The organism is Elusimicrobiota bacterium, assembly GCA_028718185.1.
GTDB lineage: Bacteria > Elusimicrobiota > UBA8919 > UBA8919 > UBA8919 > JAQUMH01.
The window spans coordinates 717350-738926 of the sequence record JAQUMH010000001.1 but is presented as its reverse complement, the minus strand read 5'-3'; the positions used below and the strand labels follow the sequence as shown (position 1 = coordinate 738926).

General features: G+C 38.1%; 18 protein-coding genes. All 18 read left to right on the top strand.

All coding sequences use genetic code 11. From position 1 onward, the window contains the following. Positions 1 to 224 precede the first annotated feature (224 nt). The 18 genes from PHE88_03610 to PHE88_03525 all read left to right on the top strand — a co-directional run bounded on the left by PHE88_03610 (position 225) and on the right by PHE88_03525 (position 21568). Entirely contained in the window at positions 225 to 1373 is a 1149-nt protein-coding gene (locus PHE88_03610; GenBank protein MDD5686904.1) for an ATP-binding protein, read from the top strand. A 15-nt stretch (positions 1374 to 1388) separates the two neighbouring features. Then, positions 1389 to 1790, top strand: coding sequence for a MazG nucleotide pyrophosphohydrolase domain-containing protein (locus PHE88_03605; protein MDD5686903.1), 402 nt, complete (start codon positions 1389 to 1391; stop codon positions 1788 to 1790). Positions 1791 to 1977: 187 nt separating this feature from the next. After that, the gene (locus PHE88_03600; GenBank protein MDD5686902.1) at positions 1978 to 2565 is read left to right on the top strand and encodes a sigma-70 family RNA polymerase sigma factor; all 588 of its coding nucleotides are present in this window, start codon (positions 1978 to 1980) and stop codon (positions 2563 to 2565) included. Next, entirely contained in the window at positions 2555 to 3028 is a 474-nt protein-coding gene (locus PHE88_03595; GenBank protein MDD5686901.1) for a zf-HC2 domain-containing protein, read from the top strand. Before PHE88_03600 ends, PHE88_03595 begins: the two co-directional genes overlap by 11 nt. A gap of 4 nt (positions 3029 to 3032) precedes the next feature. Further along, on the top strand, positions 3033 to 3446 hold the full coding sequence (locus PHE88_03590; GenBank protein ID MDD5686900.1) for a hypothetical protein: 414 nt from the start codon (positions 3033 to 3035) through the stop codon (positions 3444 to 3446). 32 nt (positions 3447 to 3478) lie between these two features. Beyond that, positions 3479 to 4729, top strand: coding sequence for a TolC family protein (locus tag PHE88_03585; protein MDD5686899.1), 1251 nt, complete (start codon positions 3479 to 3481; stop codon positions 4727 to 4729). A 97-nt stretch (positions 4730 to 4826) separates the two neighbouring features. After that, a complete protein-coding gene (locus PHE88_03580) occupies positions 4827 to 5789 on the top strand; it encodes an efflux RND transporter periplasmic adaptor subunit (GenBank protein ID MDD5686898.1) in 963 nt (320 codons plus the stop codon). Beyond that, positions 5786 to 7765: an ABC transporter permease gene (locus PHE88_03575; protein MDD5686897.1), complete on the top strand. Its 1980-nt coding sequence runs from the start codon at positions 5786 to 5788 to the stop codon at positions 7763 to 7765. The genes PHE88_03580 and PHE88_03575 overlap by 4 nt, the downstream gene beginning before the upstream one ends. A gap of 98 nt (positions 7766 to 7863) precedes the next feature. After that, the gene (locus tag PHE88_03570) at positions 7864 to 9114 is read left to right on the top strand and encodes a TolC family protein (GenBank protein MDD5686896.1); all 1251 of its coding nucleotides are present in this window, start codon (positions 7864 to 7866) and stop codon (positions 9112 to 9114) included. A gap of 14 nt (positions 9115 to 9128) precedes the next feature. After that, the gene (locus PHE88_03565; GenBank protein ID MDD5686895.1) at positions 9129 to 12239 is read left to right on the top strand and encodes an efflux RND transporter permease subunit; all 3111 of its coding nucleotides are present in this window, start codon (positions 9129 to 9131) and stop codon (positions 12237 to 12239) included. A 139-nt stretch (positions 12240 to 12378) separates the two neighbouring features. After that, positions 12379 to 13866, top strand: coding sequence for an NAD(P)/FAD-dependent oxidoreductase (locus PHE88_03560; protein MDD5686894.1), 1488 nt, complete (start codon positions 12379 to 12381; stop codon positions 13864 to 13866). Positions 13867 to 14154: 288 nt separating this feature from the next. Then, positions 14155 to 14643: a hypothetical protein gene (locus PHE88_03555; protein MDD5686893.1), complete on the top strand. Its 489-nt coding sequence runs from the start codon at positions 14155 to 14157 to the stop codon at positions 14641 to 14643. Between the two features lie 7 nt (positions 14644 to 14650). Next, entirely contained in the window at positions 14651 to 14824 is a 174-nt protein-coding gene (locus PHE88_03550; protein MDD5686892.1) for a hypothetical protein, read from the top strand. A gap of 335 nt (positions 14825 to 15159) precedes the next feature. Continuing rightward, positions 15160 to 16188: a phosphatase PAP2 family protein gene (locus PHE88_03545; GenBank protein MDD5686891.1), complete on the top strand. Its 1029-nt coding sequence runs from the start codon at positions 15160 to 15162 to the stop codon at positions 16186 to 16188. Between the two features lie 101 nt (positions 16189 to 16289). Further along, the gene (locus tag PHE88_03540) at positions 16290 to 19373 is read left to right on the top strand and encodes an efflux RND transporter permease subunit (GenBank protein MDD5686890.1); all 3084 of its coding nucleotides are present in this window, start codon (positions 16290 to 16292) and stop codon (positions 19371 to 19373) included. A 296-nt stretch (positions 19374 to 19669) separates the two neighbouring features. Next, a complete protein-coding gene (locus tag PHE88_03535) occupies positions 19670 to 19870 on the top strand; it encodes a winged helix-turn-helix domain-containing protein (GenBank protein ID MDD5686889.1) in 201 nt (66 codons plus the stop codon). A 38-nt stretch (positions 19871 to 19908) separates the two neighbouring features. After that, a complete protein-coding gene (locus PHE88_03530; GenBank protein ID MDD5686888.1) occupies positions 19909 to 20856 on the top strand; it encodes a tetratricopeptide repeat protein in 948 nt (315 codons plus the stop codon). After that, a complete protein-coding gene (locus tag PHE88_03525) occupies positions 20849 to 21568 on the top strand; it encodes a CsgG/HfaB family protein (protein MDD5686887.1) in 720 nt (239 codons plus the stop codon). Before PHE88_03530 ends, PHE88_03525 begins: the two co-directional genes overlap by 8 nt. Positions 21569 to 21577 lie beyond the last annotated feature (9 nt).

The window sequence follows — 21577 nt, the reverse complement described above, 5'->3', positions numbered from 1 at the left end:
AAAATCGTTTTCAGTGTTGTTTTCCGCAGAGAACTGAGTGGTTCTAAAATTCCGGAGTCAGACTCTGTGATTCTTGCATTTTCAAACCATTCAGTTCTTTTGTTTTAACAATTATTGAAAGTAATTTAATTGCCGTGTTGTTGTCAGAAAGGGTTTGGATTTATCCAAGAAATATCATATGAAACACTTGACATTTCTTGAATAACAATCTATAATACTAAATTATGAAAACCATAATACAGAGAAAACATGATATAAAAGAAATTAATAATTTGTTGAAATTGTTTCCTGTAACAGCTATTCTTGGACCAAGGCAATCAGGAAAGACATTTCTTGCAAGACTAATGAAATATAATCATTATTTCGATTTAGAAAATCCACAGGATATTAGCCGTCTTGAAAATCCACAAATTACACTGGAAGATTTGTCCGGCTTAATAGTTATTGATGAAATACAGCATCATAAAGATTTATTCAAAACAATGCGATATCTTGTAGATAAAAATCCGAAACAGAAATATCTTGTTTTGGGAAGTGCATCTGGCAATTTAATGAAACAGAGTTCAGAATCTCTTGCAGGACGGATAGGGTATTATCACCTTGGAGGTTTTTCTATTTCTGATATCGGAGCAGATAGTATCAAAAAGCTATGGCTTAGAGGTGGATTGCCCCGTTCATTCTTATCACGCAATGATAAAGAAAGTTCTATATGGCTTTCGAATTATATCAGTACATTTCTAGAAAGAGACATACCGCAACTCGGGATAACAATACCATCGCATACACTGAGAAAATTTTGGCTTATGATGAGTCATTATCATGGTGTCGTATTGAATTATTCCGAACTTGCCAGGTCTTTTGGTATTTCAGATATGACTGTAAGAAAATATATAGATATTATGGAACAGACATTTATGGTGAGGATTTTACAACCTTGGTATGCAAACATAGGAAAGCGGTTAGTAAAAAGTCCAAAAATATACATTCGCGATTCTGGTATTCTTCACTCTTTGTTGTCGATAGAGAATTTTAATCAACTGTCTGTTCATAATAAAATCGGAACATCATGGGAGGGATTTGCACTTGAATGTATATCAAAATCACTTCAAAAGAAAAATGAAGAGTTGTTTTTTTGGAATACGCATAATGGTGCAGAATTAGATTTATTCTGGCAAAATAAAGGTAAGAATTGGGGAATAGAATTTAAGTATTCAGATGCTCCGAAAATAACTCGTTCAATTCATTTAGCAATCAATGATTTAAATCTTTCTCATCTCTGGATTATATATCCTGGAAAACAATCTTATAAGTTAAATACAAAAGTTACTGTAATTCCCTTAAGCGAGACAAAAGAAAATTGGAATTATAAATAATATATAAAATAATCTATGTCTAAGAAATTTGATGAACTTGTTAAGGTTTTTGATAAACTGCTTTCACCGGAAGGGTGCAAATGGGATTTGAAGCAAACCCATAAGAGCTTACTCAAATACCTTAAAGAAGAAACTAACGAATTTATTGACGCCGTAAAAGCAGGGGATATTAGCAATATGGAAGAGGAGCTCGGTGATATATTACTACAAGTTATGTTTCATTCCCAGCTTGCGAAAAAACAAAAGCAATTTACAATAGAAGATGTAATTGACACTTTGGTTAAGAAACTGAAAAGACGGCATCCTCATATCTTTTCAGATAAAAAAGTGAAATCAGTAAAAGAAATAATAACCAACTGGCACAAAATTAAAAAATTAGAAAAAAAACAGGGGAGAAATAGGGAAAAAGTTTATTAATGATAACTTGATGTATAAGAATTTCAATGTTATCACGCCGAGGGCGTGAAACTACAATTTAATTATAGTTTTGTAGTTGTCGACAGACCCTTGGCAAGCCTGACTTGTTGGTAATAATTATATTTTCAAAGTGTAACATTTTAGGTAGTTTAAAGGTCTAATAGTTAAGAAAGCGGTAAATCAATCAATGGGTTCTGAGAATGAGTGGGTAGATTTAATAAAAAAAGGTGATCATTCTGCTTTTGAACAGATGGTGGGTAAGTACAAAAACAGAGTGTTCAATACTATATATTCTGTAATGGGAGACAGTCAAGAGGCAGATGATATTGCCCAGGAAGTGTTTGTAAAGGTTTATTTTTCAATAAATTCTTTTAAAGGTAAATCTTCGTTTGCAACTTGGTTATATAGGATTACGGTTAATGAATGCATAGATGCGCTAAAAAAAAGGAAAAATAAAACTGTTTCAATAGAAAGCAGTTTCTCAAAAGATGACAAAGGCGCAATAAAAGATATCCTGCAAGGAAATGAAGATAGCATAGAAAAGCAAATGATAAGTAAGGAAACCCAAAAAATTATAACTAATCTGATTTTTTCGTTACCGGAGAAGTATAGCTTAATTGTCATACTTAAAGATATAGAAAACCTGTCATATAAGGAAATATCGCAGGCAATGAATATTTCGATGGACAAAGTTAAGGTTTATCTTTTTCGTGCAAGACAAAGTTTGAAACAGAAATTAGAGTCTTGTGGGGAGGCGAATTTAAATGGACTGTAAAAAATATATGTCATTGCTGTCCGGATATATAGACAACGAGCTGGATAACGAAGAGATAAATAAAGTTAACGAACATTTGAAAAAATGCAATTTATGCCAAAAAGAACTGGAACAATTAAAAAAAATTAAAAAAGTGCTTTCCTGTGTGGAAAAGAAAGAACCGGTACCTTTCTTTGAAACGAGGTTAATGGCACGAATTCGTGAAATTGAATCAGCTCCGGGAATAATAGATGGTTTTATCGCTGTTGCAAGAAAAGTAATATATGTAGGAATAGGAATTTTGATGATAGCTATCGGAGTAAACATGTTGGTATCGCCGATAGATAAAAATTTTAGCAAAGAATTAGAAGGATATTTGTTGCAGGATAATTCTAATGCCGGAGATATTAAAGGTACGGCAATTATGAATTCTGAAATTTCAGAAGATGAAATTATCTCGTTGGCGTTTTCAGGGGAGGTATAGGAATATGGGTAAATCCAAAATAGTTAATGTTATTCTTGCGGTTGTAATACTTGTGATAGGTATAGCATGCGGTATTATACTCAGTAGAGCTCAGTTTTTTAGAAGGGAAGGGCATCGCCCGTTTGGTTATATGCCGGAAAGAGGTAATGTTGATGGCATGTTGCAAAAATTCTGCAAACATCTTAATTTGACAGCTGAACAAAAAGAAAAAATTAAAGTTATTTTAGAAGAACAAAAGAAGGAAATGGACAAAGTCCTGAAGGATGTACATCCGAAAATTGAAGCGCAGATGGATGCCATCAGGGGAAAAATCAGGAATATATTGGATGATAAACAAAAGGTTGAATACGACAAAATGATAGAAAAATTTGAGAAACGTGAAAAGAAGCATGACGAAAAAATGGAAAAGGGAAATTAACTATACCAATAAAATGTGAGGGAACAAAATACATGAAGAAACTATTTATCATTCTTGCTTTCAGTTTTCAAATATTAATTCTTAGTTCTAATTTCAGTCACTCCCAGCAGCTTACCTGGCAGGATGTTTTAGCTGAAGCAAAAACAAAAAATCCGGACTTGATAAAAGCTGAAAAAGGCATTAAAAAAGCCAGGCTAAGCTATTATAGCTCATTTACGAATTTTCTGCCTCAATTATCAGCCAGTGCAGGAGCAGGTCAATCAAAAAGTTCGGATAATTCAGAGTCAAAGAACTATTCATACGGGCTTTCAGGCAGGCTTTCACTTTTTTCAGGTTTCAGTGATATTAGTCAGTCCCAATCAAGTAATATTGGATTAAAAATTGCCGAGCTGGAATATAAACGGGCTTTGTCTGATATGGTTTTTAGTCTTAAGCAAAGTTTTGTAAATTTGTTATTGGCTCAAGAAACGGTTGTACTGACAGAAGCGATATTAAAAAGAAGAAGCGAAAATTACGAACTTGTAAAATTTAAATATGATGCCGGTATAGAAGATAAAGGTTCTCTTCTAAGAGTAGATGCAGATAAATTACAGGCTGAATATGAGCTTGCCCGTGCAAAGAGAGCTTTAGGGACAGCATCAACCCAAATGGTTAGAGATATCGGAAGAGATGAATTTGAAGTAATCAGTGTTACCGGAACTTTTACTGTGGTTGTTCCAAAAGAAGTTCCGGCATCTAATGAATTGCTCATAGAAACGCCGGATTATTTAATTGCAGAATATAATGTAGAAAAATCCAGATACGACCTGAAATCAACTATGAGTGAACTTTATCCCGATGTTTCTCTTTCAGGTAACATTTCCCAATCAGGTAATAAATGGGCGCCGGAAAATAGAAATGAATCGGTAAGTTTAGGGCTATCATATTCATTTTTCCCGGGCGGCAGAAATATTTATGATGTAAAAATTGCAAAAACCAACGTGATGGTTGTGGAACAAACGTTGCGTTTTACAAGGCAGCAAATTATGTCCAGATTAGAATCAGTTTGGAACGATTTCATTGATACGTTTGAAAATGTGAAAGTTAGTGAGAAATATTTAGAAGCATCACAAGAGCAGTCAGAAATAGCTTCAACAAAATATATCAACGGGCTTGTTTCGTATCAGGATTGGTATGTTGTTGAAAATGATTATATAAATGCACAAAAGTCATTATTAAGTGTAAGGAAAAACGCAGTTCTTTCAGAAGCGTCCTGGAAAAATATTTTAGGTTTAGCAGAGTAAAAAAAGGTTATAGGGTTATAGGGTTGTAGGGTTTTAACGCTATAAACTCTAAAACTCTAAAACTCTAAAAACTCTATGATTCTTGTTGGAGGTTTAAGTGAAAAAAATAATCATTATAGCAGGTGTTGTCATCGTGGTTGGTGTTGCTATTTTATTTTTAACAAAAAGCAAGAAAGCGGATTTTATGTCACATGAAATCAAACCGTTCAGGGGGTCTATCGCTATTGAATTGCGTCTTAACGGTTCAGTGAGCCCGAGGAACCGCCTTGAAATAAAGCCGCAAGTTTCCGGTCGTATTGAAAATGTTTTAGTTGTTGAAGGTCAAAGAGTTAAGAAAGGTGAGATTATTGCATGGATGAGTTCTACGGATAGAGCAGCACTCCTTGATGCTGCGCGTTCTAAAGGTGAAGATGAGTTAAAAAGATGGGAAGATACATATAAGCCTACACCGGTAATTTCGCCGCTTGACGGTTTTATTATTGCAAGAGACAAAGAACCCGGTCAATCTGTAACAACCGGTGACGCAATTGTAGTTATGGCAGACACACTAATTATTGAAGCAAATGTAGATGAAACGGATTTACAATATATAGACTTAAACCAAAAGGTTAAAATATTGCTTGATGCTTATCCGGATAAAGTATATCCCGGTGTAGTTGAGCATATAGCGTATGAATCACAAGTGATGAATAACGTTACAGTCTATGAAGTTAAAATACGTCCGGAGAGAGTTCCGCCGGATTTTCGTGCCGGTATGACATCCACTATTGAACTTTCAGCGAATGGAAAAGATAATGCCCTGTTGTTACCGTCAGATGCCGTTACGGATACTGGAACTGAAAAATTTGTTTCAATAATAAGTGGGAAATCTAAAAAGACTGAAAAAAGGAAGGTAATTACCGGGATTTCCAACGGTAAAAATATTGAAATTATATCAGGCATATCAGAAGACGATAATGTTGTAATTTCCGGGAGACCTCTTCAAAGGGGAACGACAACAAATGCGCGAGGGGGAGGCGGAATCGGAGGTATTTTTGGTGTTCAGGGAAGGGGAAGATGAAATTAATAGAACTTAATAATATTTCGAAAACATACTATTTGGGAAGTATAGATGTCCCGGTTCTTCACGGTGTTTCATTGACTGTAAAAGAAGGTGAATTTATTTCCATTATGGGTCCGTCCGGTAGCGGGAAATCAACGCTTCTTCATATACTTGGTCTGCTAGATAAACCGTCAGGCGGTTCATATAATCTTTTAACACACGAAATATCCCAGCTAACAGATTCCCAGTTAGCAACTGTAAGAAATAAGTTTATCGGTTTTATTTTTCAAAGTTTTAATCTTTTACCGCGTATGTCGGCGACTGAAAATGTTTTAATGCCTTTAGTGTATTCTGATAATAAGAAAAAGAATATGGAGAACAGTCGCCAAAATGCCATAAAGCTTCTCCAAAGAGTCGGATTAGGTGACAGAACACAGCATAAATCAAATGAATTATCCGGCGGACAACAGCAAAGGGTGGCAATAGCCCGTGCTTTAATAAACAATCCTCTTATAATATTTGCCGATGAACCCACAGGAAATCTTGACAGTAAATCTGCTGCAGAAATTATAGACATACTTAAGGAACTCAATGATTCGGGGATTACCATTATTATGGTAACCCATGAACCGGATTTGGCACAAGCGGCTAAAAGAATAATAAAATTGCAGGACGGAAAAATAATTGCCGATGAAATAAACCATAAAAGTAAAGCTTCTGTTCAACAACCCGATGAAGAAATGGAAATACCGAAAATTCATCATAATGTATTTAAAATATCAAGAGTTGGTGATTATTTTTCTCAGGCGATGAGAGCGCTTATGTCAAACAAAACACGTTCTTTCTTATCAATATTAGGTGTTCTTATTGGCGTAACCGGTTTAATCGCTATGCTCGCACTTGGTAAGGGTGCACGGGAAGCTACAAAACAGCAGATGGCGTCCTTAGGTTCAAATATTTTAATGGTATCTCCCGGGTCATCACACAGGCAGGGAGTATCGCTTGGAGCAGGTGCAGTTACAAGATTTACTCTGGAAGATGCGCAATCTATCAGAAAAGATGTTGATGGTGTGACGGGAGTCGCTGCATATGCAAATGGTCGCGGACAAATTATTTATAACGGTAAAAATTGGAACACCCGCATTGAAAGTACATCTCCGGATTACCAGTTTATGAAAAATGCCAAACCTACTATAGGTAGATTTTTTACTGAAGAAGAAAACACAAGCAGGGCAAAAGTAGCTGTTATAGGTCAGACAATTGTAACACAGCTTTTCGGCAATCAAAATCCGCTGGGTGAATTTATAAAAATAAACAGGGTGGATTTTCAGGTTATAGGCATTTTACCGGTAAAAGGAGCAAGCGGTTGGCGTGATGAAGACGATAAGGTTGAAGTACCGGTAAATACTGCGATGCATAGGTTGTTCGGGAAGGCTTTCATAGATTCTATGGATGTTCAGGTTGCAGATGAAACAATTATGGATGATGTAAGTAAAAAAATTACAGATAGAATTCTATTTCTTCATCGTCTTCCGAAAGATAGGGCTGATTCCATAAACATAAGAAATTTAGCTGATATTCAGGCAACCGTTAACGCTACGATGAAAATATTTTCTACATTATTAGGTTCGGTCGCTTTCATAAGTTTGCTGGTTGGCGGTATAGGTATTATGAACATTATGCTTGTTTCTGTAACAGAAAGAACAAGAGAAATCGGGCTGCGTAAAGCTGTGGGTGCTAATAATAGTGACATACTTTTTCAATTTGTAATAGAATCAATTTTTATTTGTGTTATGGGAGGAGTAATAGGAATAATGTTAGGTTCTGCAATTTCGGTGTCGCTAGCAGTTTTTGCGCATTGGAAGACTATAGTTTCTCTATCATCTATTGTTGTTTCATTTACCTTCTCAGTTGTAATCGGACTGATTTTCGGAACTTGGCCCGCCAAAAAGGCGTCCCAGCTAAACCCGATAGAAGCCCTGCGTTACGAATAAAATTTTATAAAGGGGTATGGCATATGTAGGCAGAGCAAGCTCTGCCACTACAAAGTTTATGTAGTTGCCGACCTTGGTCGGCATTAACTAATTCAATTATGAAAAAACATTATTTTTTATTTTTTTGTTTTATTTTAACTGCTTCGTGTATCGTTGGTGAAGAAAACAAGATTCCAGCTTTGACTCTTCAGCAATGTCTCGATATAGCACAGAAACAAAGTTACGAACTTAAAGTTCAGTCAGAACGTCGTTTTCAGGCGGAACAAAGATTAAAGCAATCTACGGGAGATATTTTACCTGATATAAGGTTTAAATATTCAAAATTCTACAGGGATACTGTTAATGGAGAGTATGACGGTGAAGGTGCAAATTCACGTTTTACATTAAATCAGCCATTATTTTACGGGTTCAGAAAAGCGAATACAGTTACACTTTCAAAAGCTGATATTCGCAAAGAAGAATTTTTATATCAAAACGTCAGCCGGATACTTAGGTTAGATGTGACTCAATCTTTTTATTCTATAATTCAAATAGAAACAGATATAACCAACATTCAAAATACTTTGAAGTTTATGCAAGACAGATTATCAGAATTAAACGAGAGAGCGCGTCTTGGTAAATCAAGAGAAAGTGAAATTTTAGCGATGGAATCTCAAATAGCAAATCTTAATGCACAATATGAAAAAATCAAGGGCGACCAGTCAGAAGCAAATGAGACTCTTTCACGTCTGCTTGGGATAGCTTCAGCAGATATTAATCTTATTGACGATACACCCTCGGTGGAGAAAGCGGGTTTAGTTGAAAATTATATTGAAGCAGTAAAATCCAGACCGGATATAGAATCTGTCCGTCAAGATGTAATAATTCAATCTGAAGAAGTTAAAATTGTCAAAGGAGCATTATTGCCTACCGTTAATCTTGACGGTTCATATTATACATCCCGTACCGGAAGTATGTCTGATGACGGCAAATGGGATGCACTTTTAACATTAGATATGCCGTTGTTTCAAGGCGGTATTTTGCGCGGTAAAATAAATGAAGAAGTTGCACGTCAGCGGGAATTAGAAAACAATTTGTCGCTTCTTTTAAGAGATGCAACAGCAGAAGTGCTTAATCTGCATAAGTCACTTGTTTCATCACTCAACCAGGCGATAGCTTATAAAGAAGCATATGATAAAGCTGAAAAAAGTTACCAGTTACAATTAGGGGATTACAAATTAGGACTTGTAAACAATCTTGATGTCATCCAGGCGTTGTTAACAATGTCGGATATTAAACGTAACATGGACAAGACACTTATACAGGTTAAAATTGACAAAGCAATGCTCGATATAGCAGTTATGAAATAGGAAGGTAAAAAATTATGTCTTTATCTGATAATTCAATTAAAAATCCGGTTTTTGCATGGATGGTAGTTATAGGTATCATTGTGTTCGGGATGGTCGCTTTTTTCCGTCTCGGTATAAGTCAGCTTCCGGATGTTGATTATCCCGTTCTTTCAATTTCCTGCGGATGGGAGGGAGCAGCGCCGGAAGTTATGGAAGCAGAAGTTACAAATGCTATTGAAGATGCTATTATGGGTATAGAAGGTGTTCAGGAAGTTACATCTTCTTCCCGCAGAGGCAGCACAAGAGTAACTGTCAGTTTTAATTTAAGTAAAGATATAAATGTTGCGTTGCAGGAGGTTCAGAGTAGTCTGGCTCGAGCACAGCACTCGCTTCCACGCGACATTGACACTCCTACGATATCTAAAAGTAATCCTGAAGACCAGCCGATATTATGGCTTTCATTATCCGGAGATAAGCCAGTAAACTATATGATGGAATATACCCGCGATCACCTGAAAGACCAGTTTGCAACTATTCCGGGTGTAGGTGAAGTTTTCCTTGGCGGATTTGCCGACCCTAATTTGAGGGTATGGCTTAATGCGGAAAAAATGCGTGATGACGAGCTTACCGTTGATGATATAACCGCAGCGATACAATCCGAACATGCAGAAGTCCCTGCCGGTTATATTGATACCGGTAGAAATGAAATGAATATCCGCGTGGTTGGAGAGGCGGCTTCGGTAAAGGAATTTGAGTCCATTATCATACCATCGCGTAAAGGTTCGCCACTCTGGAAGAAGTTTACGATAGGTAATGTAGCTGATGTTGAAGAAGGGACTGAAAATGTCCGCAGGTTATCACGGGCGATGGGAAAGAACACAGTAGGGCTTGGTATAAGGAAACAGCGCGGTGTGAATTCCGTTAAGGTTGCTAATGATGTAAAAGCAAAAATAAAACAAATGCAGAAGTATCTACCGGAGGGGCTTGACCTCGCCGTGCGTTTTGATACGACGGATTTTATAAGAGATTCAATAAATGATATGTATTTTGTAATGATATTGTCTATTTTGCTTACCGGTTTTGTATGCTGGTTATTCCTTGGTTCACTCAGTTCTGCACTTAATGTATTTCTTACAATTCCGATGTCCATATGCGGAACGTTGTTTGTCATGTATGTGCTCGGCTTTACGCTGAATATGTTCACTTTGCTGGGACTTTCGCTTGTAATAGGGATTGTGGTAGATGATGCTATTATGATGCTTGAAAATATTACACGCCACCGGGAAGAAGGCGAGACAAGAGTGAGGTCTGCTATCAAGGGCGCCCGGGAAATAACATTTGCAGCTATTGCAGCGACAATAGCGATACTTGCTATATTCGTTCCGGTTATTTTCATGAAAGATGTTATAGGCAAATACTTCATGCAGTTCGGTATAACAATTTCTGTAGCAGTAATGATATCACTGCTTGGTGCATTAACGCTTACCCCGATGTATTGTTCACAATTTCTCGTAGTCGGCCATACCACAGGTATCGGCAAAGCTATGGAAAGATTTATGGAGTGGCTGAAAAATACATATAAAAACCTGCTTGACTGGTGTCTTGAAAACAGGTGGAAGGTAATAATTGCATCAACAACCCTTTTTATCGGTTCGTTATTTTTATTTAAATTAGTAAAAGCAGAATTCTCACCTCCTCAGGAAATAAGCCGTCTTATGGTAAGGATAGAAACTAATGTAGGTTCTTCAATAGGATATACGGACAATGTGTTTAAGGAAGTAGAAAAATTAATTTCAAAGCAGCCCGAAGTAGAAGCGTATTTTAGCAATATCGGCGGTGATACAGTCAATACCGGACAAATAATGCTTACACTCAGACCTCCGAAACAGCGACCTGTGGATAAAAAGAAGGGACGACCTCTCACCCAGCAGGAACTTATGCCTGTATTACGCAAAACTCTCAAAACAATACCCGGAGTTGTAAAAGTTGTCATTCAGGATCCTTCTTTGATGAGTCTCGGCGGAGGACGTGGTTTCCCTATAGAGTTTACTCTAAGCGGAACAGACTGGAGTAAACTCGGTGAGCTGAGTAATAAAATAGAAGAAGAGATGGGAAAAAGCGGAGTGATGGTAGATGTGGATTCAGATTATGTGCTGGGAATGCCCGAGGTTAATGTTGTCCCTGACAGGCAGAAAGCTGCGAGCAGGGCTGTAAGTATTTCTGCTATAGGAAATACAATAAATGCTCTTATCGGAGGTGTCCGTTCGGGAAAATATTCCAAAGGTGGGCGGCGTTACGATATTAGGATACAACTTGTTGAAAAAGACAGGAGAAATGTCGAAGACATAAGAAAAATATGGGTTCGTAATAATCGCGGGGAACTTGTAAGCCTTTCCGATGTTGTAAGCATAATCCAGAGACCGACGCTTCTTTCAATAACACGCAAAGACCGCGAACGTGCTATACGTATTTATTCAAATCTTGCACTTGGCAAGTCGCAGGGCGAAGCATTGAAAGTGATTGAGTCTATAGGAAAAAAATTGCTTCCTGACGGATATAAAATTGTTTTTTCCGGTAGTGCCAAGACATTTAAGGATTCTTTCAATAGTCTGTACATGGCAATGATTCTTGGTATTTTTGTAGCATATATGGTGCTTGGAACACAATTTAACAGTTTTATACATCCATTTACCGTGCTTATCGCTTTACCATTTAGTATATCAGGAGCAGTAATTGCTTTGTTGATTTCAGGCCAGTCTATAAACATTTACAGTGCCATAGGAATGATTCTTCTAATGGGTATTGTAAAGAAAAATTCTATATTACTTGTGGATTTTACTAACCAGCGCCGGGAAAGCGGTATGGGTGTAACAGAAGCGTTAAAGAATGCCTGTCCGTTGCGTTTGAGACCTATCATTATGACATCGTTTGCTACAGTAGCAGCTTCTATACCTCCGGCACTTGCAATCGGTCCCGGTGCAGAAACCCGCGTTCCGATGGCTGTAGTTGTTATCGGAGGTGTGCTGCTATCCACGCTTCTTACATTGTTTGTTGTACCGTGTGTTTACAGTCTCTTGTCTACCTTTGAAAGCCGCAAACACATGAAAGATATTCACGAAGCATTAAAAGAATTATCTAAAAACTAATGAGATTGTTTTTATTATAGAGCTACCGGTGACAAACAGGTGGTTTTTTTATTCTCTTTCACCCTATAAAAAATTTTACAGGTAAGGGTTTGGTAAGAAAAATATTCAAAATGGTAGAAGTTAAAGCGAGGAGAAATATATGAGTAATAAAAAAGTTATTTTGATTGGTGCCGGTGTTACAGGACTGTGTTCGGGAATAAATCTCGAAAAAGCCGGATATGAGGTGGAAATATATGAGATGCACTCACTACCCGGAGGTGTGTGTACTGCGTGGAAGAGAAACGGTTATGTTTTTGACGGCTGCATAAATTGGCTTATGGGCTCGTCACCTGACGGTTATTTCCATGACCTCTGGAGGGAAGTGGGTGCCCTTGATGATACGACCAAAGTCGTAGAGTACGATGTTTATTCCGTGGTTGAACTTTCTTCAGGCAGGAAAATTTCCATATACACCGATCCGGAAAAACTTGAGAAGGAAATGCTTGCTCTTTCGGGCGAAGATGAAAAAGAAATAAAGAGATTTATCCGCGCTATAAAATTATTTTCAAGACTGCAGTTTCCTGCAGATAATGTAAATATGGTTGGGTATATCGTTAGGTTGGCGGGTTTTTTAATTTCCAATGCAGGAACCGCTTTAATGTTTATAAGACTTTTTGGTATGGATATAAAAGATTATGCTAAAAGATTCAGGAATCCGGATATCAGGGAAACGATTCTTAGAATTATTGACGGCGATATCGGTGCGTCTATGCTCGTAATGATGCTGGGTTATATGGCAAAAAAAGCTAATGGTTTTGTTATTGGCGGGTCTCTCGAATTTGCAAAAAGAATTGAGAAAAAATATCTGTCGCTTGGCGGAAAAATATTCTATGATTCCCGGGTAAAAGAAATAATTGTAGAAAACAACAAAGCTACCGGGATTCGGCTTGAAAACAGGAAAATTTGCAATGCAGATTATATCGTTTCTGCCGCAGACGGTTACGACACCATTTACAGGATGCTCGGCGGGAAATATAAGACACCGCTCATAGAAGAAGCATATTCAAAATGGAAACTTTTTCCTGCAACCTGTCAGGTATCGCTCGGGGTGGCGGACGAGTTTAAGAACGAACCCCCTATGATTAGTTTTATTCTTAAGAAAAAAATAATAACAGACCCGAAATCATCCACAGGAGAATTGCATTTAAGGATACTTAATTTTGACCGCTCACTGGCACCGGCAGGCAAGACACCCGTTGCGGTTATGCTCCCGGCTGACTATGATTATTGGGCTAATTTAAGGAATGAAAATAAAGCAGAATATGATAAGCAGAAAAAAAGAATTGCAGAAGAAACTATAGAAGCAATTAATAACAGGTTTCCCGGCATCAAAGAAAAAGTAGAAGCGGTTGATGTGGCGACCCCGGCAACTTATGAGAGATATACTAATGTCTGGAAAGGCAGATGGGAAGGTTTTTGGCCAAATGCCAAACAGGTAAGAAAGAAAATCCCGTATAAGATACCGGGACTTTCAAATTTCTGGATGGCAGGGCAATGGCTTCATCCGGGAGGTGGTTTGCCTCCGGCATTAATGGATGGAAAACAAGTTTGTAGTGAGATATGCAAGAAAGACAGACAGGACAAGTGATAAGCAGAATATAAACCGGTTGTTTTTTAGGTATGACAAATTTAGTGTTACTAAACATTAGAATTAGAATATTTTAATCTTGTTTTAACATTATTTTAATCGACTTTGTTGTATATTTACAACTATAAAGTTCCAGACATAATAATTAATTGGAGTCTCAGTCAATGGGGTTTTATAAAAATTGGAAATGGGAAATTTATTACTCCAACCGGTGCAGGATTTGCTTATAGGTTTTAAGTCGAAATAATCCATATAGAGTTATAAAGTCGTAAAGGAGGTAAGATGAGTATGAAAAAGTTTGGTGTATTGTTTTTATGTTTTGTTGGGATTGTTCTTTTTGTTTTTTCCGCGAATGCGGAGGAAACCGGAAAGCAGCCAAAGAAAAGCTGTGTAAAAAATGTCCCGGATTCTATAATAAAATCATTTGAAACTGCATATCCGAATGCGGTAATAAAAGAAGGGGAAATGCGGACAAAAGGTACTACTACTTATTACGAGATTGAAGGTAAAGAAGGTTCCCAGAAAAAAGAAGTTACTTACAATTCCGACGGCACTGTTTTTAAGATTATGGAAAGTATAGATGTAAATAGTCTGCCGGTACCTGTAAAAGCTGTGTTAGCAAAAAATTATTCAAAATATAAAATTAAAAGAGCTGAAAAAATCACCCGGGATAATACGACGAACTATAAAGTTTGTTTAAGGGGCTGTTTTTTTATTAGTAAAAAAATAATTATGGATGAATCAGGGAATATCATAAAGAAAGATAAGGAAAAATAAATCTGCCTTGGGAAGAATATACACAGACCAGCGTTGGTTTTCCGATGTGGTTGGCGGAGCATTGCTCGGGACACTGTCTGCAAAACTTGTTATAAGCTGCTACAATTCAGTAAAAAGTTCAAACCATAAATTAGATGTCTACTGGTTGGGAAACGGAATTCGGGTAGGCACTGCTTTTTAAAAAGTATTTCAGTTAAGCAAACAGTGTTAATCTTGAAAAGTTAAAAGAAAATGATAAAATTTGATTATAGTAAGAGGCAATATTACATTACATTTAGCATTAACGCATTATATTTTTTTAGAGTATATAGTGTAGTGTCGCTAACGCTTTTTGACATTTGATTGTCATTGCGAGGAGTCCCGACGAAAGTCGGGATAAACTCCGAGATGAAGCAATCTCACTTTTTGGTTCAGAAAACTATATTGTTTCATGAAGCATGTCCCGGGCGGAAACCGGGATTGCTTCGTTTCACTCGCAATGACAAATGTAAAGGGACTTATGAGACAGCACACTAAATGAAATTAATAATAAACATCATAATCTTAGTTTCTATTTTAAGTTTTAATAATATTTATTCTCAAGATTCGAATAGTATAATTGGTAAACACGAAAAAGATTCTCAATATGTTGAGCCGGCTATGGTTTATCATATAAATAAAGATACTGATTTTATTTATAATAAGCCAAAGTTGTTTGATTTTATTACTAACACACCTAAAGATTTATCTATTGGTAGTAAAAATGCTTTTCAGAAGAAAAATGTTTTTACAATGGGAGTTGTTTTTTCTGCAACGGCATTATTAGTAGCCGTAGATCAGCCTGTTGTTGATGGAGCTAAAAAGATTGGTAAACAATTAAATATTCCGCCTAGCGATAATTGGAAAATTTTATTAAGTGAACGGGGTATTCCGATTTTCAGATCACCTAAAGATATCGGTTCGGCGTTTTATTTTATTGGCGATGGGTGGCCACAAACTATAATTACGGGTTCATTTCTTGGTTATGGAATTGTAAAAAATGATTACAGAGCATTACAGACATCCAGTCAACTGGCTGAAGGTCTTATAACAACAACACTTGTTACTCAATTTCTAAAACATATTACTGGCAGACAAAGTCCTAGTAAGGCTACCAGAGATGGCGGTAAATGGGATTTATTCCCTAATCAAAAGAAATATCTTAAATGTGTGCCTAACTACGACGCATTTCCCTCCGGACATTTAGCGACAACTATGATGACTGTTACTGTAATAGCTGATAACTATGCCGAACATAAGTATATTCGTCCGTTGGGTTATACGTTAATGACAATACTCGGTTATCAAATGCTAAACAACGGTGTTCATTGGGTGAGTGATTATCCACTGGCTTTAGTAATAGGATATTATTTTGGAAAGATTGCAGTGGCAGGTGGTAGGACAATCGTAAATAAGAATAGTCAGTCAAAAAATTCTGATAAAAATAATTGGCAGGAAGCGTTAAATTTATCACCTATTATTAATAATAGTGGTGATTTGGGGTTAGCATTGAGATATACTTATTAAATAATTATGTAGATTGTATAATTGAAGTTATATGATAAAAGGTAAACATAGCTAACTGTAATCGAGAAAAAGTAAGATATTATTTTAGTGAGTTTAAAACTATGACCTTATCTGACTTGTCTATACGCCGTCCTGTTTTTGCATGGATGCTCATGGCAGCCCTTATCGTATTCGGAGGTATTTCCTTCATGCGTATGGGGATAAGTCAGCTTCCTGACGTGGATTTTCCGGTGATATCCGTCAATGTTCGTTTAGAAGGGGCGGCTCCTGAGGTGATAGAAACATCGGTCGTCGATATTATCGAAGACGCGGTTATGAGCATCCAGAGTGTGCGCAGTGTAACATCAGAGTCGGAAAACAGCGAAGGAACGGTTACTATTGAATTCGAGCTCAACCGTAATATAGATCTTGCCGTCCAGGATGTACAGGCAAAAGTAGACTCGGTCCTGCAGAGACTTCCCAGAGACATAAGTTCGCCCACTATCCGCAAAACCAATCCAGAAGACCAGCCTATTATGCTGCTGACCCTGGAAAGCGACCGCTATCCCCTCAGATATTTAATGTCCTATGTTAGTGACCGTATAAAAGACCAATTTTCATCAGTTGCAGGTGTCGGAGATATTACTCTGAATGGCTACACCAATCCAAACCTGCGTATTTGGGTGTCTGAGAAGCAGCTTAATCGCTACGAATTAACGGTGAATGACGTTATTAATACCATTCAGAATGAGCACATGGAATCTCCGGCAGGGCAGCTCGAAATTGGCAAACGGGTGTTGAATGTCAGAACTTTGGGTGAAGCCGGCAGCATAGAAGAATTTAATAATCTCGTTATCAATCAGCGCGGAGGTCAGCCGAATTATGTCAGAACACATCTTAACCAGGTAGCCAGGATAGAAGAAGGTTTGGCAGACACAATACGGATTAGTCGCGCTATGGGAACACCCTGTGTCGGACTTGGAATTCTCAAGCAGCGCGGGTCCAACGCAGTCGAAATTGCCAAAGCCGTAAGAGTCAAAGTTGCCCAGATACAGAAGGGGCTTCCTGTTGGTATGAAGTTGGGAGTGAATTTTGACGGCACCCATTATATTGAGCAAGCCGTCAGGGAACTCAATTTTACACTCTTGCTCTCGGCTATTCTCACGGCACTGGTTTGCTGGATGTTTCTCGGCTCATGGTCTTCTACTTTGAATGTTATATTGGCAATCCCGACGTCCGTCATCGGCACTTTTATTGTTCTCTATTTTGCGGGTTTTACCTTAAATACTTTTACTTTACTCGCTCTTAGTCTTTCTATAGGGATAGTTGTTGATGACGCCATAATGGTTTTGGAAAATATCATCCGGCACCAGGAAAAAGGTGAAAATAAATTTAATGCTGCGCTCAACGGGTCAAAGGAAATTACATTTGCCGCTACTGCCGCCACTATTTCCATAGTGGCTATTTTCCTGCCTGTGGCATTTATGAGCGGGGTGATAGGAAAGTTTTTCTTCCAGTTTGGTGTGACGATTACGGTGGCGGTACTGCTTTCGTTGTTGGAAGCTCTGACTCTGACACCGATGAGATGCTCTCAGTTCGTGAATGTAGGGGAACGGACAACCCGGATTGGTAAAATGATAGAAATGCTGATGCAGAAAACCACGCGATTTTATGCACGAACGCTTGAATCGGCTTTGAATAACAGGTGGAAAGTGATGTTCGGTGCATTAGTGGTTTTTGGACTTGGTTTTTCAACTTTCTGGATACTTAATAAAGAATTTATTCCAAATGAGGACCAGAGCCGTTTTAATGTACGGCTCAAAACTCCTGTCGGTTCCGCTCTCTCTTATTCCGACATGAAATTCAGCGAAGTAGAAAAGTTTCTCTCAGTCCGGTCCGAGGTCGACCGATATGTTTTGCAGGTGGGTGGAGGTTCTCCCGGAGATTCTAACAGCGGCAGCGTACTTGTGACAATGAAAGAACGCGGACATCGCGGGGTGGATTCAGCAGCGGGACACGAACTAAGCCAGCAGGAGTTTATGGCACTCTGCCGAAAACAGTTTAATAAAATACCGGATGTTCGGGCGGTGATACAGGACCTTTCTTCAAGAACCTTTTCGGCTTCACGCGGCTTTCCTGTTGAATTCATGATTCAAGGTCCTGATTGGGACCAGCTGGCAAAGTATTCTAAACTGATGATGGATGAGATGGACAAGACCGGTTTGGTCACTGACTTGGACACCAATTATGCCATCGGTATGCCGGAACTCCACGTTTTACCTGACCGCAAAAAAGCTGCTGATCGCGGGGTAAGTATAGCTAATATCGTAGAAACGGTTAATGCAATGATAGGCGGTGTGGTTGCCGGAACATATGAGAAAGGAGGCCACCGTTATGATATCCGCTTGAAACTGGAAGAGAGCAAAGAAGATCCGCTGAATAAAGTTAAAAATCTTTTTGTCCGCAACAACCATGGTGAACTAATTCCGCTGTCGGAAATGGTTACTATGGAAGAAAAATCGTCTATGGTGTCAATCTGGCGCAGCCAGCGGGAACGTTCTATTTCCGTCTATGCTAACGTTAAGGCGGGACAATCACAACAAAGTGCGCTTCAAGCTGCAGATGATATCGCCAAGCGGGTGCTGCCGCCGGATTACCATATTACCCTAAGCGGAAGCTCGCAAACATTTACCGAATCCCTGAAGAGTCTCTTTTGGGTACTCGTGCTCGGTATTTTTGTAGCTTATATGGTACTTGCTTCTCAGTTTAATAGCTTTATAGATCCGTTTTCCGTATTGGTAGCGTTGCCCTTTAGTGTCTCCGGTGCGCTTATCGCCTTATTTATTTTTCACCGTTCGATTAACATTTACAGTATCATCGGGCTGATACTCCTTATGGGTATAGTAAAGAAAAATTCCATATTGCTGGTTGATTTTACAAAACAGTCGCTGGCACAGGGGACAATGTCTGTTCGTGAAGCACTCTTGAAAGCATGTCCAATCCGTTTCCGTCCCATAGTGATGACTTCGGTGGCTACCATTGCCGGTGCAATTCCGGCGGCAATGGCAATTGGTCCCGGGGCAGAGAGCCGGATTCCCATGGCTATCGCAATTATCGGTGGTGTGTTTGTTTCAACTTTACTGACGTTATATGTGGTTCCTTGTGTCTATATCGTTTTGTCCCGATTTGAAAAACACCATAATTAATATGAAAAGTTCAGTTCATGTAAATTTAATGTACAGGAATTTCAATGTTTAGCAGAGCTAACGCTCTGCGGCTACAATATCAATTGGTTTGTAGCTGCAAAGCAAAACTTTGCCTAACTTATTATTAAATATCTCTGCGGCAAGCCGCAGGGAATTAACAAGTTAAAAAGTGTAACATTTTTGTTACTTTAGAGGTCTAATAGATAGCGATAATTAAATGACGTGTTCAACACTATGATATTGTGTAATTGGATACGATAAAGAAGCAGACAGTTTTACGCAGGAGGTATTACAAAATGTGGATTCCGGTTGTTGGTGAAAATGCAGGAAAGGTTTGGCAAGTTCTCCATACAAAAGGTCAATCTAATCTGGATGAATTAAAAAATGGAACTAGTTTAGATGATAAGAATCTTTATATGGCGTTAGGCTGGTTGGCGAAAGAAGGAAAAGTTAAAATTGAACAAAAACAAAAGCAAATTGCAGTAAGTTTAATCTGAAAACGCCATAATAAACACGAGTATTAAGAATTAAAATTATGATAAAGCGATTATATCTGTTTATTGTTTATGTTACGCTGTTATTATTATGTGTTCATCTGCAAGTTCTTTCGGATTCTGTTTCTGACGCCGAGATGGCATATGACTCAGGACATTACGATGAAGCCGTAAAGCTTCTTACTGTTGCAGCAGAACAGGGAAATGCTGAAGCCCAGTGCGGACTTGCTATTATGTATGAACATGGCCGTGGTGTTTCACAAGATTATAATAAAGCTATAGAATGGTATCGAAAAGCAGCAGCGCAGGGAAATGCAACAGCAGAAAACAATTTGGGCTATCTTTATTATGTCGGTTATGGAGTTAATCAGAGCTATAATCAGGCATTTGAATGGTACAATACTGCAGCAGAAAATGCGAATGCTCACAATCGGGTTAAATCAATGGTGTTGTGCAACTTGGGTAATATGTATTTTAATGGCCAGGGTGTTGCCAGGAATTACCGCAAGGCTAAGGAATATTATCAAAAAGCATCTGATAAGAATAATTCTTTTGCTCAAAATAATCTTGGTTTTCTTTATGAACACGGGCTGGGTGTAAAGAGTGATTATAATCAAGCTGTTATGTTATATCGTAAAGCTGCTGAAAAAGGAAACGCATTTGCAGAACAGAATCTGGCAGTAATGTGTGAAACAGGTCGCGGCACCATGCTAAAATACGACGAAGCGTTTCAGTGGTATAGTAAATCTGCATTTCAAGGTAGCTCATTTGCACAATATAAACTCGGGCGTCTTTACGAACGGGGTTTAGGTATTAATAAGGACTTGGTTGAAGCATACAAGTGGTATATTTTGGCTTCGGCACATGACGATAAGCCGGCTGAAGAAAGTTTAAAAAGATTAAAAGCTGTTATGTCTGAACCGCAAATTGATGAAGCTAAACATCGTGCGGAATCATTTGTTCCTACGGTTAAACAATATCATGAATAAATTTATTAATTCAAAAATACGCTATAATTATTTCATTATTCTATTAATGTTAGGGTTTTCTGCGTGTGCACCCCGTGCTGTAGTTTTTTTCAATAAAAGCTACTATCTTCATCCTATAAATCGCATAGCGTTAATTGATTTTACTGATTATCCGTCATATCCCGGTTCAGGTGAAGTTATAGCAAGTACTTTTGAAAGTTATCTTTTAGGAGCAGGCTATAATCTAATTGAGCGCCGCCAGATAAATGAAATCCTCAAAGAGCAGGATTTGGATCCTTCAAGGTTTGACCAGGCTACTATAAGTAAAATAGGCAAACTTTTGGGGGTTGACGCGTTGGCATTCGGAAGTCTCACCAATTTTTCGAATATTCGTGAACAGACGGTCATGGTTAATATGCCTCAACAGCAGACTGAACCCATATTCGGACAAACAACGACAGTAGCACATGACGGGAACACTACAACCGCAACCACGCAGAATTATGTTACCGGTTACAGCTATACCGGTATTGATTATTTGGTTCCCAAAGTTGAAACTTTACCTGCAAGTATAGGGATGTCAGTACGGCTTGTGTCTGTGGAAACAGGCGAGTTGCTTTGGAGTGCATCGGCGTCAGGTTCCGGTGCCAATCTTACTTTGGCAGCGCAAGATGCTTCTTCTAAACTGACCCAGGAAATAATAAAACAAATGAAACAAAATAGCAAGAAATAATAATAAAAT

Bases quoted from the DNA above. Each gene is read 5' to 3' on its own strand.
- PHE88_03610 (MDD5686904.1), top strand. From the start codon at position 225: ATGAAAACCATAATACAGAGAAAACATGATATAAAAGAAATTAATAAT.
- PHE88_03605 (MDD5686903.1), top strand. From the start codon at position 1,389: ATGTCTAAGAAATTTGATGAACTTGTTAAGGTTTTTGATAAACTGCTT.
- PHE88_03600 (MDD5686902.1), top strand. From the start codon at position 1,978: ATGGGTTCTGAGAATGAGTGGGTAGATTTAATAAAAAAAGGTGATCAT.
- PHE88_03595 (MDD5686901.1), top strand. From the start codon at position 2,555: ATGGACTGTAAAAAATATATGTCATTGCTGTCCGGATATATAGACAAC.
- PHE88_03590 (MDD5686900.1), top strand. From the start codon at position 3,033: ATGGGTAAATCCAAAATAGTTAATGTTATTCTTGCGGTTGTAATACTT.
- PHE88_03585 (MDD5686899.1), top strand. From the start codon at position 3,479: ATGAAGAAACTATTTATCATTCTTGCTTTCAGTTTTCAAATATTAATT.
- PHE88_03575 (MDD5686897.1), top strand. From the start codon at position 5,786: ATGAAATTAATAGAACTTAATAATATTTCGAAAACATACTATTTGGGA.
- PHE88_03570 (MDD5686896.1), top strand. From the start codon at position 7,864: ATGAAAAAACATTATTTTTTATTTTTTTGTTTTATTTTAACTGCTTCG.
- PHE88_03565 (MDD5686895.1), top strand. From the start codon at position 9,129: ATGTCTTTATCTGATAATTCAATTAAAAATCCGGTTTTTGCATGGATG.
- PHE88_03560 (MDD5686894.1), top strand. From the start codon at position 12,379: ATGAGTAATAAAAAAGTTATTTTGATTGGTGCCGGTGTTACAGGACTG.
- PHE88_03555 (MDD5686893.1), top strand. From the start codon at position 14,155: ATGAAAAAGTTTGGTGTATTGTTTTTATGTTTTGTTGGGATTGTTCTT.
- PHE88_03545 (MDD5686891.1), top strand. From the start codon at position 15,160: ATGAAATTAATAATAAACATCATAATCTTAGTTTCTATTTTAAGTTTT.
- PHE88_03540 (MDD5686890.1), top strand. From the start codon at position 16,290: ATGACCTTATCTGACTTGTCTATACGCCGTCCTGTTTTTGCATGGATG.
- PHE88_03535 (MDD5686889.1), top strand. From the start codon at position 19,670: ATGTGGATTCCGGTTGTTGGTGAAAATGCAGGAAAGGTTTGGCAAGTT.
- PHE88_03530 (MDD5686888.1), top strand. From the start codon at position 19,909: ATGATAAAGCGATTATATCTGTTTATTGTTTATGTTACGCTGTTATTA.
- PHE88_03525 (MDD5686887.1), top strand. From the start codon at position 20,849: ATGAATAAATTTATTAATTCAAAAATACGCTATAATTATTTCATTATT.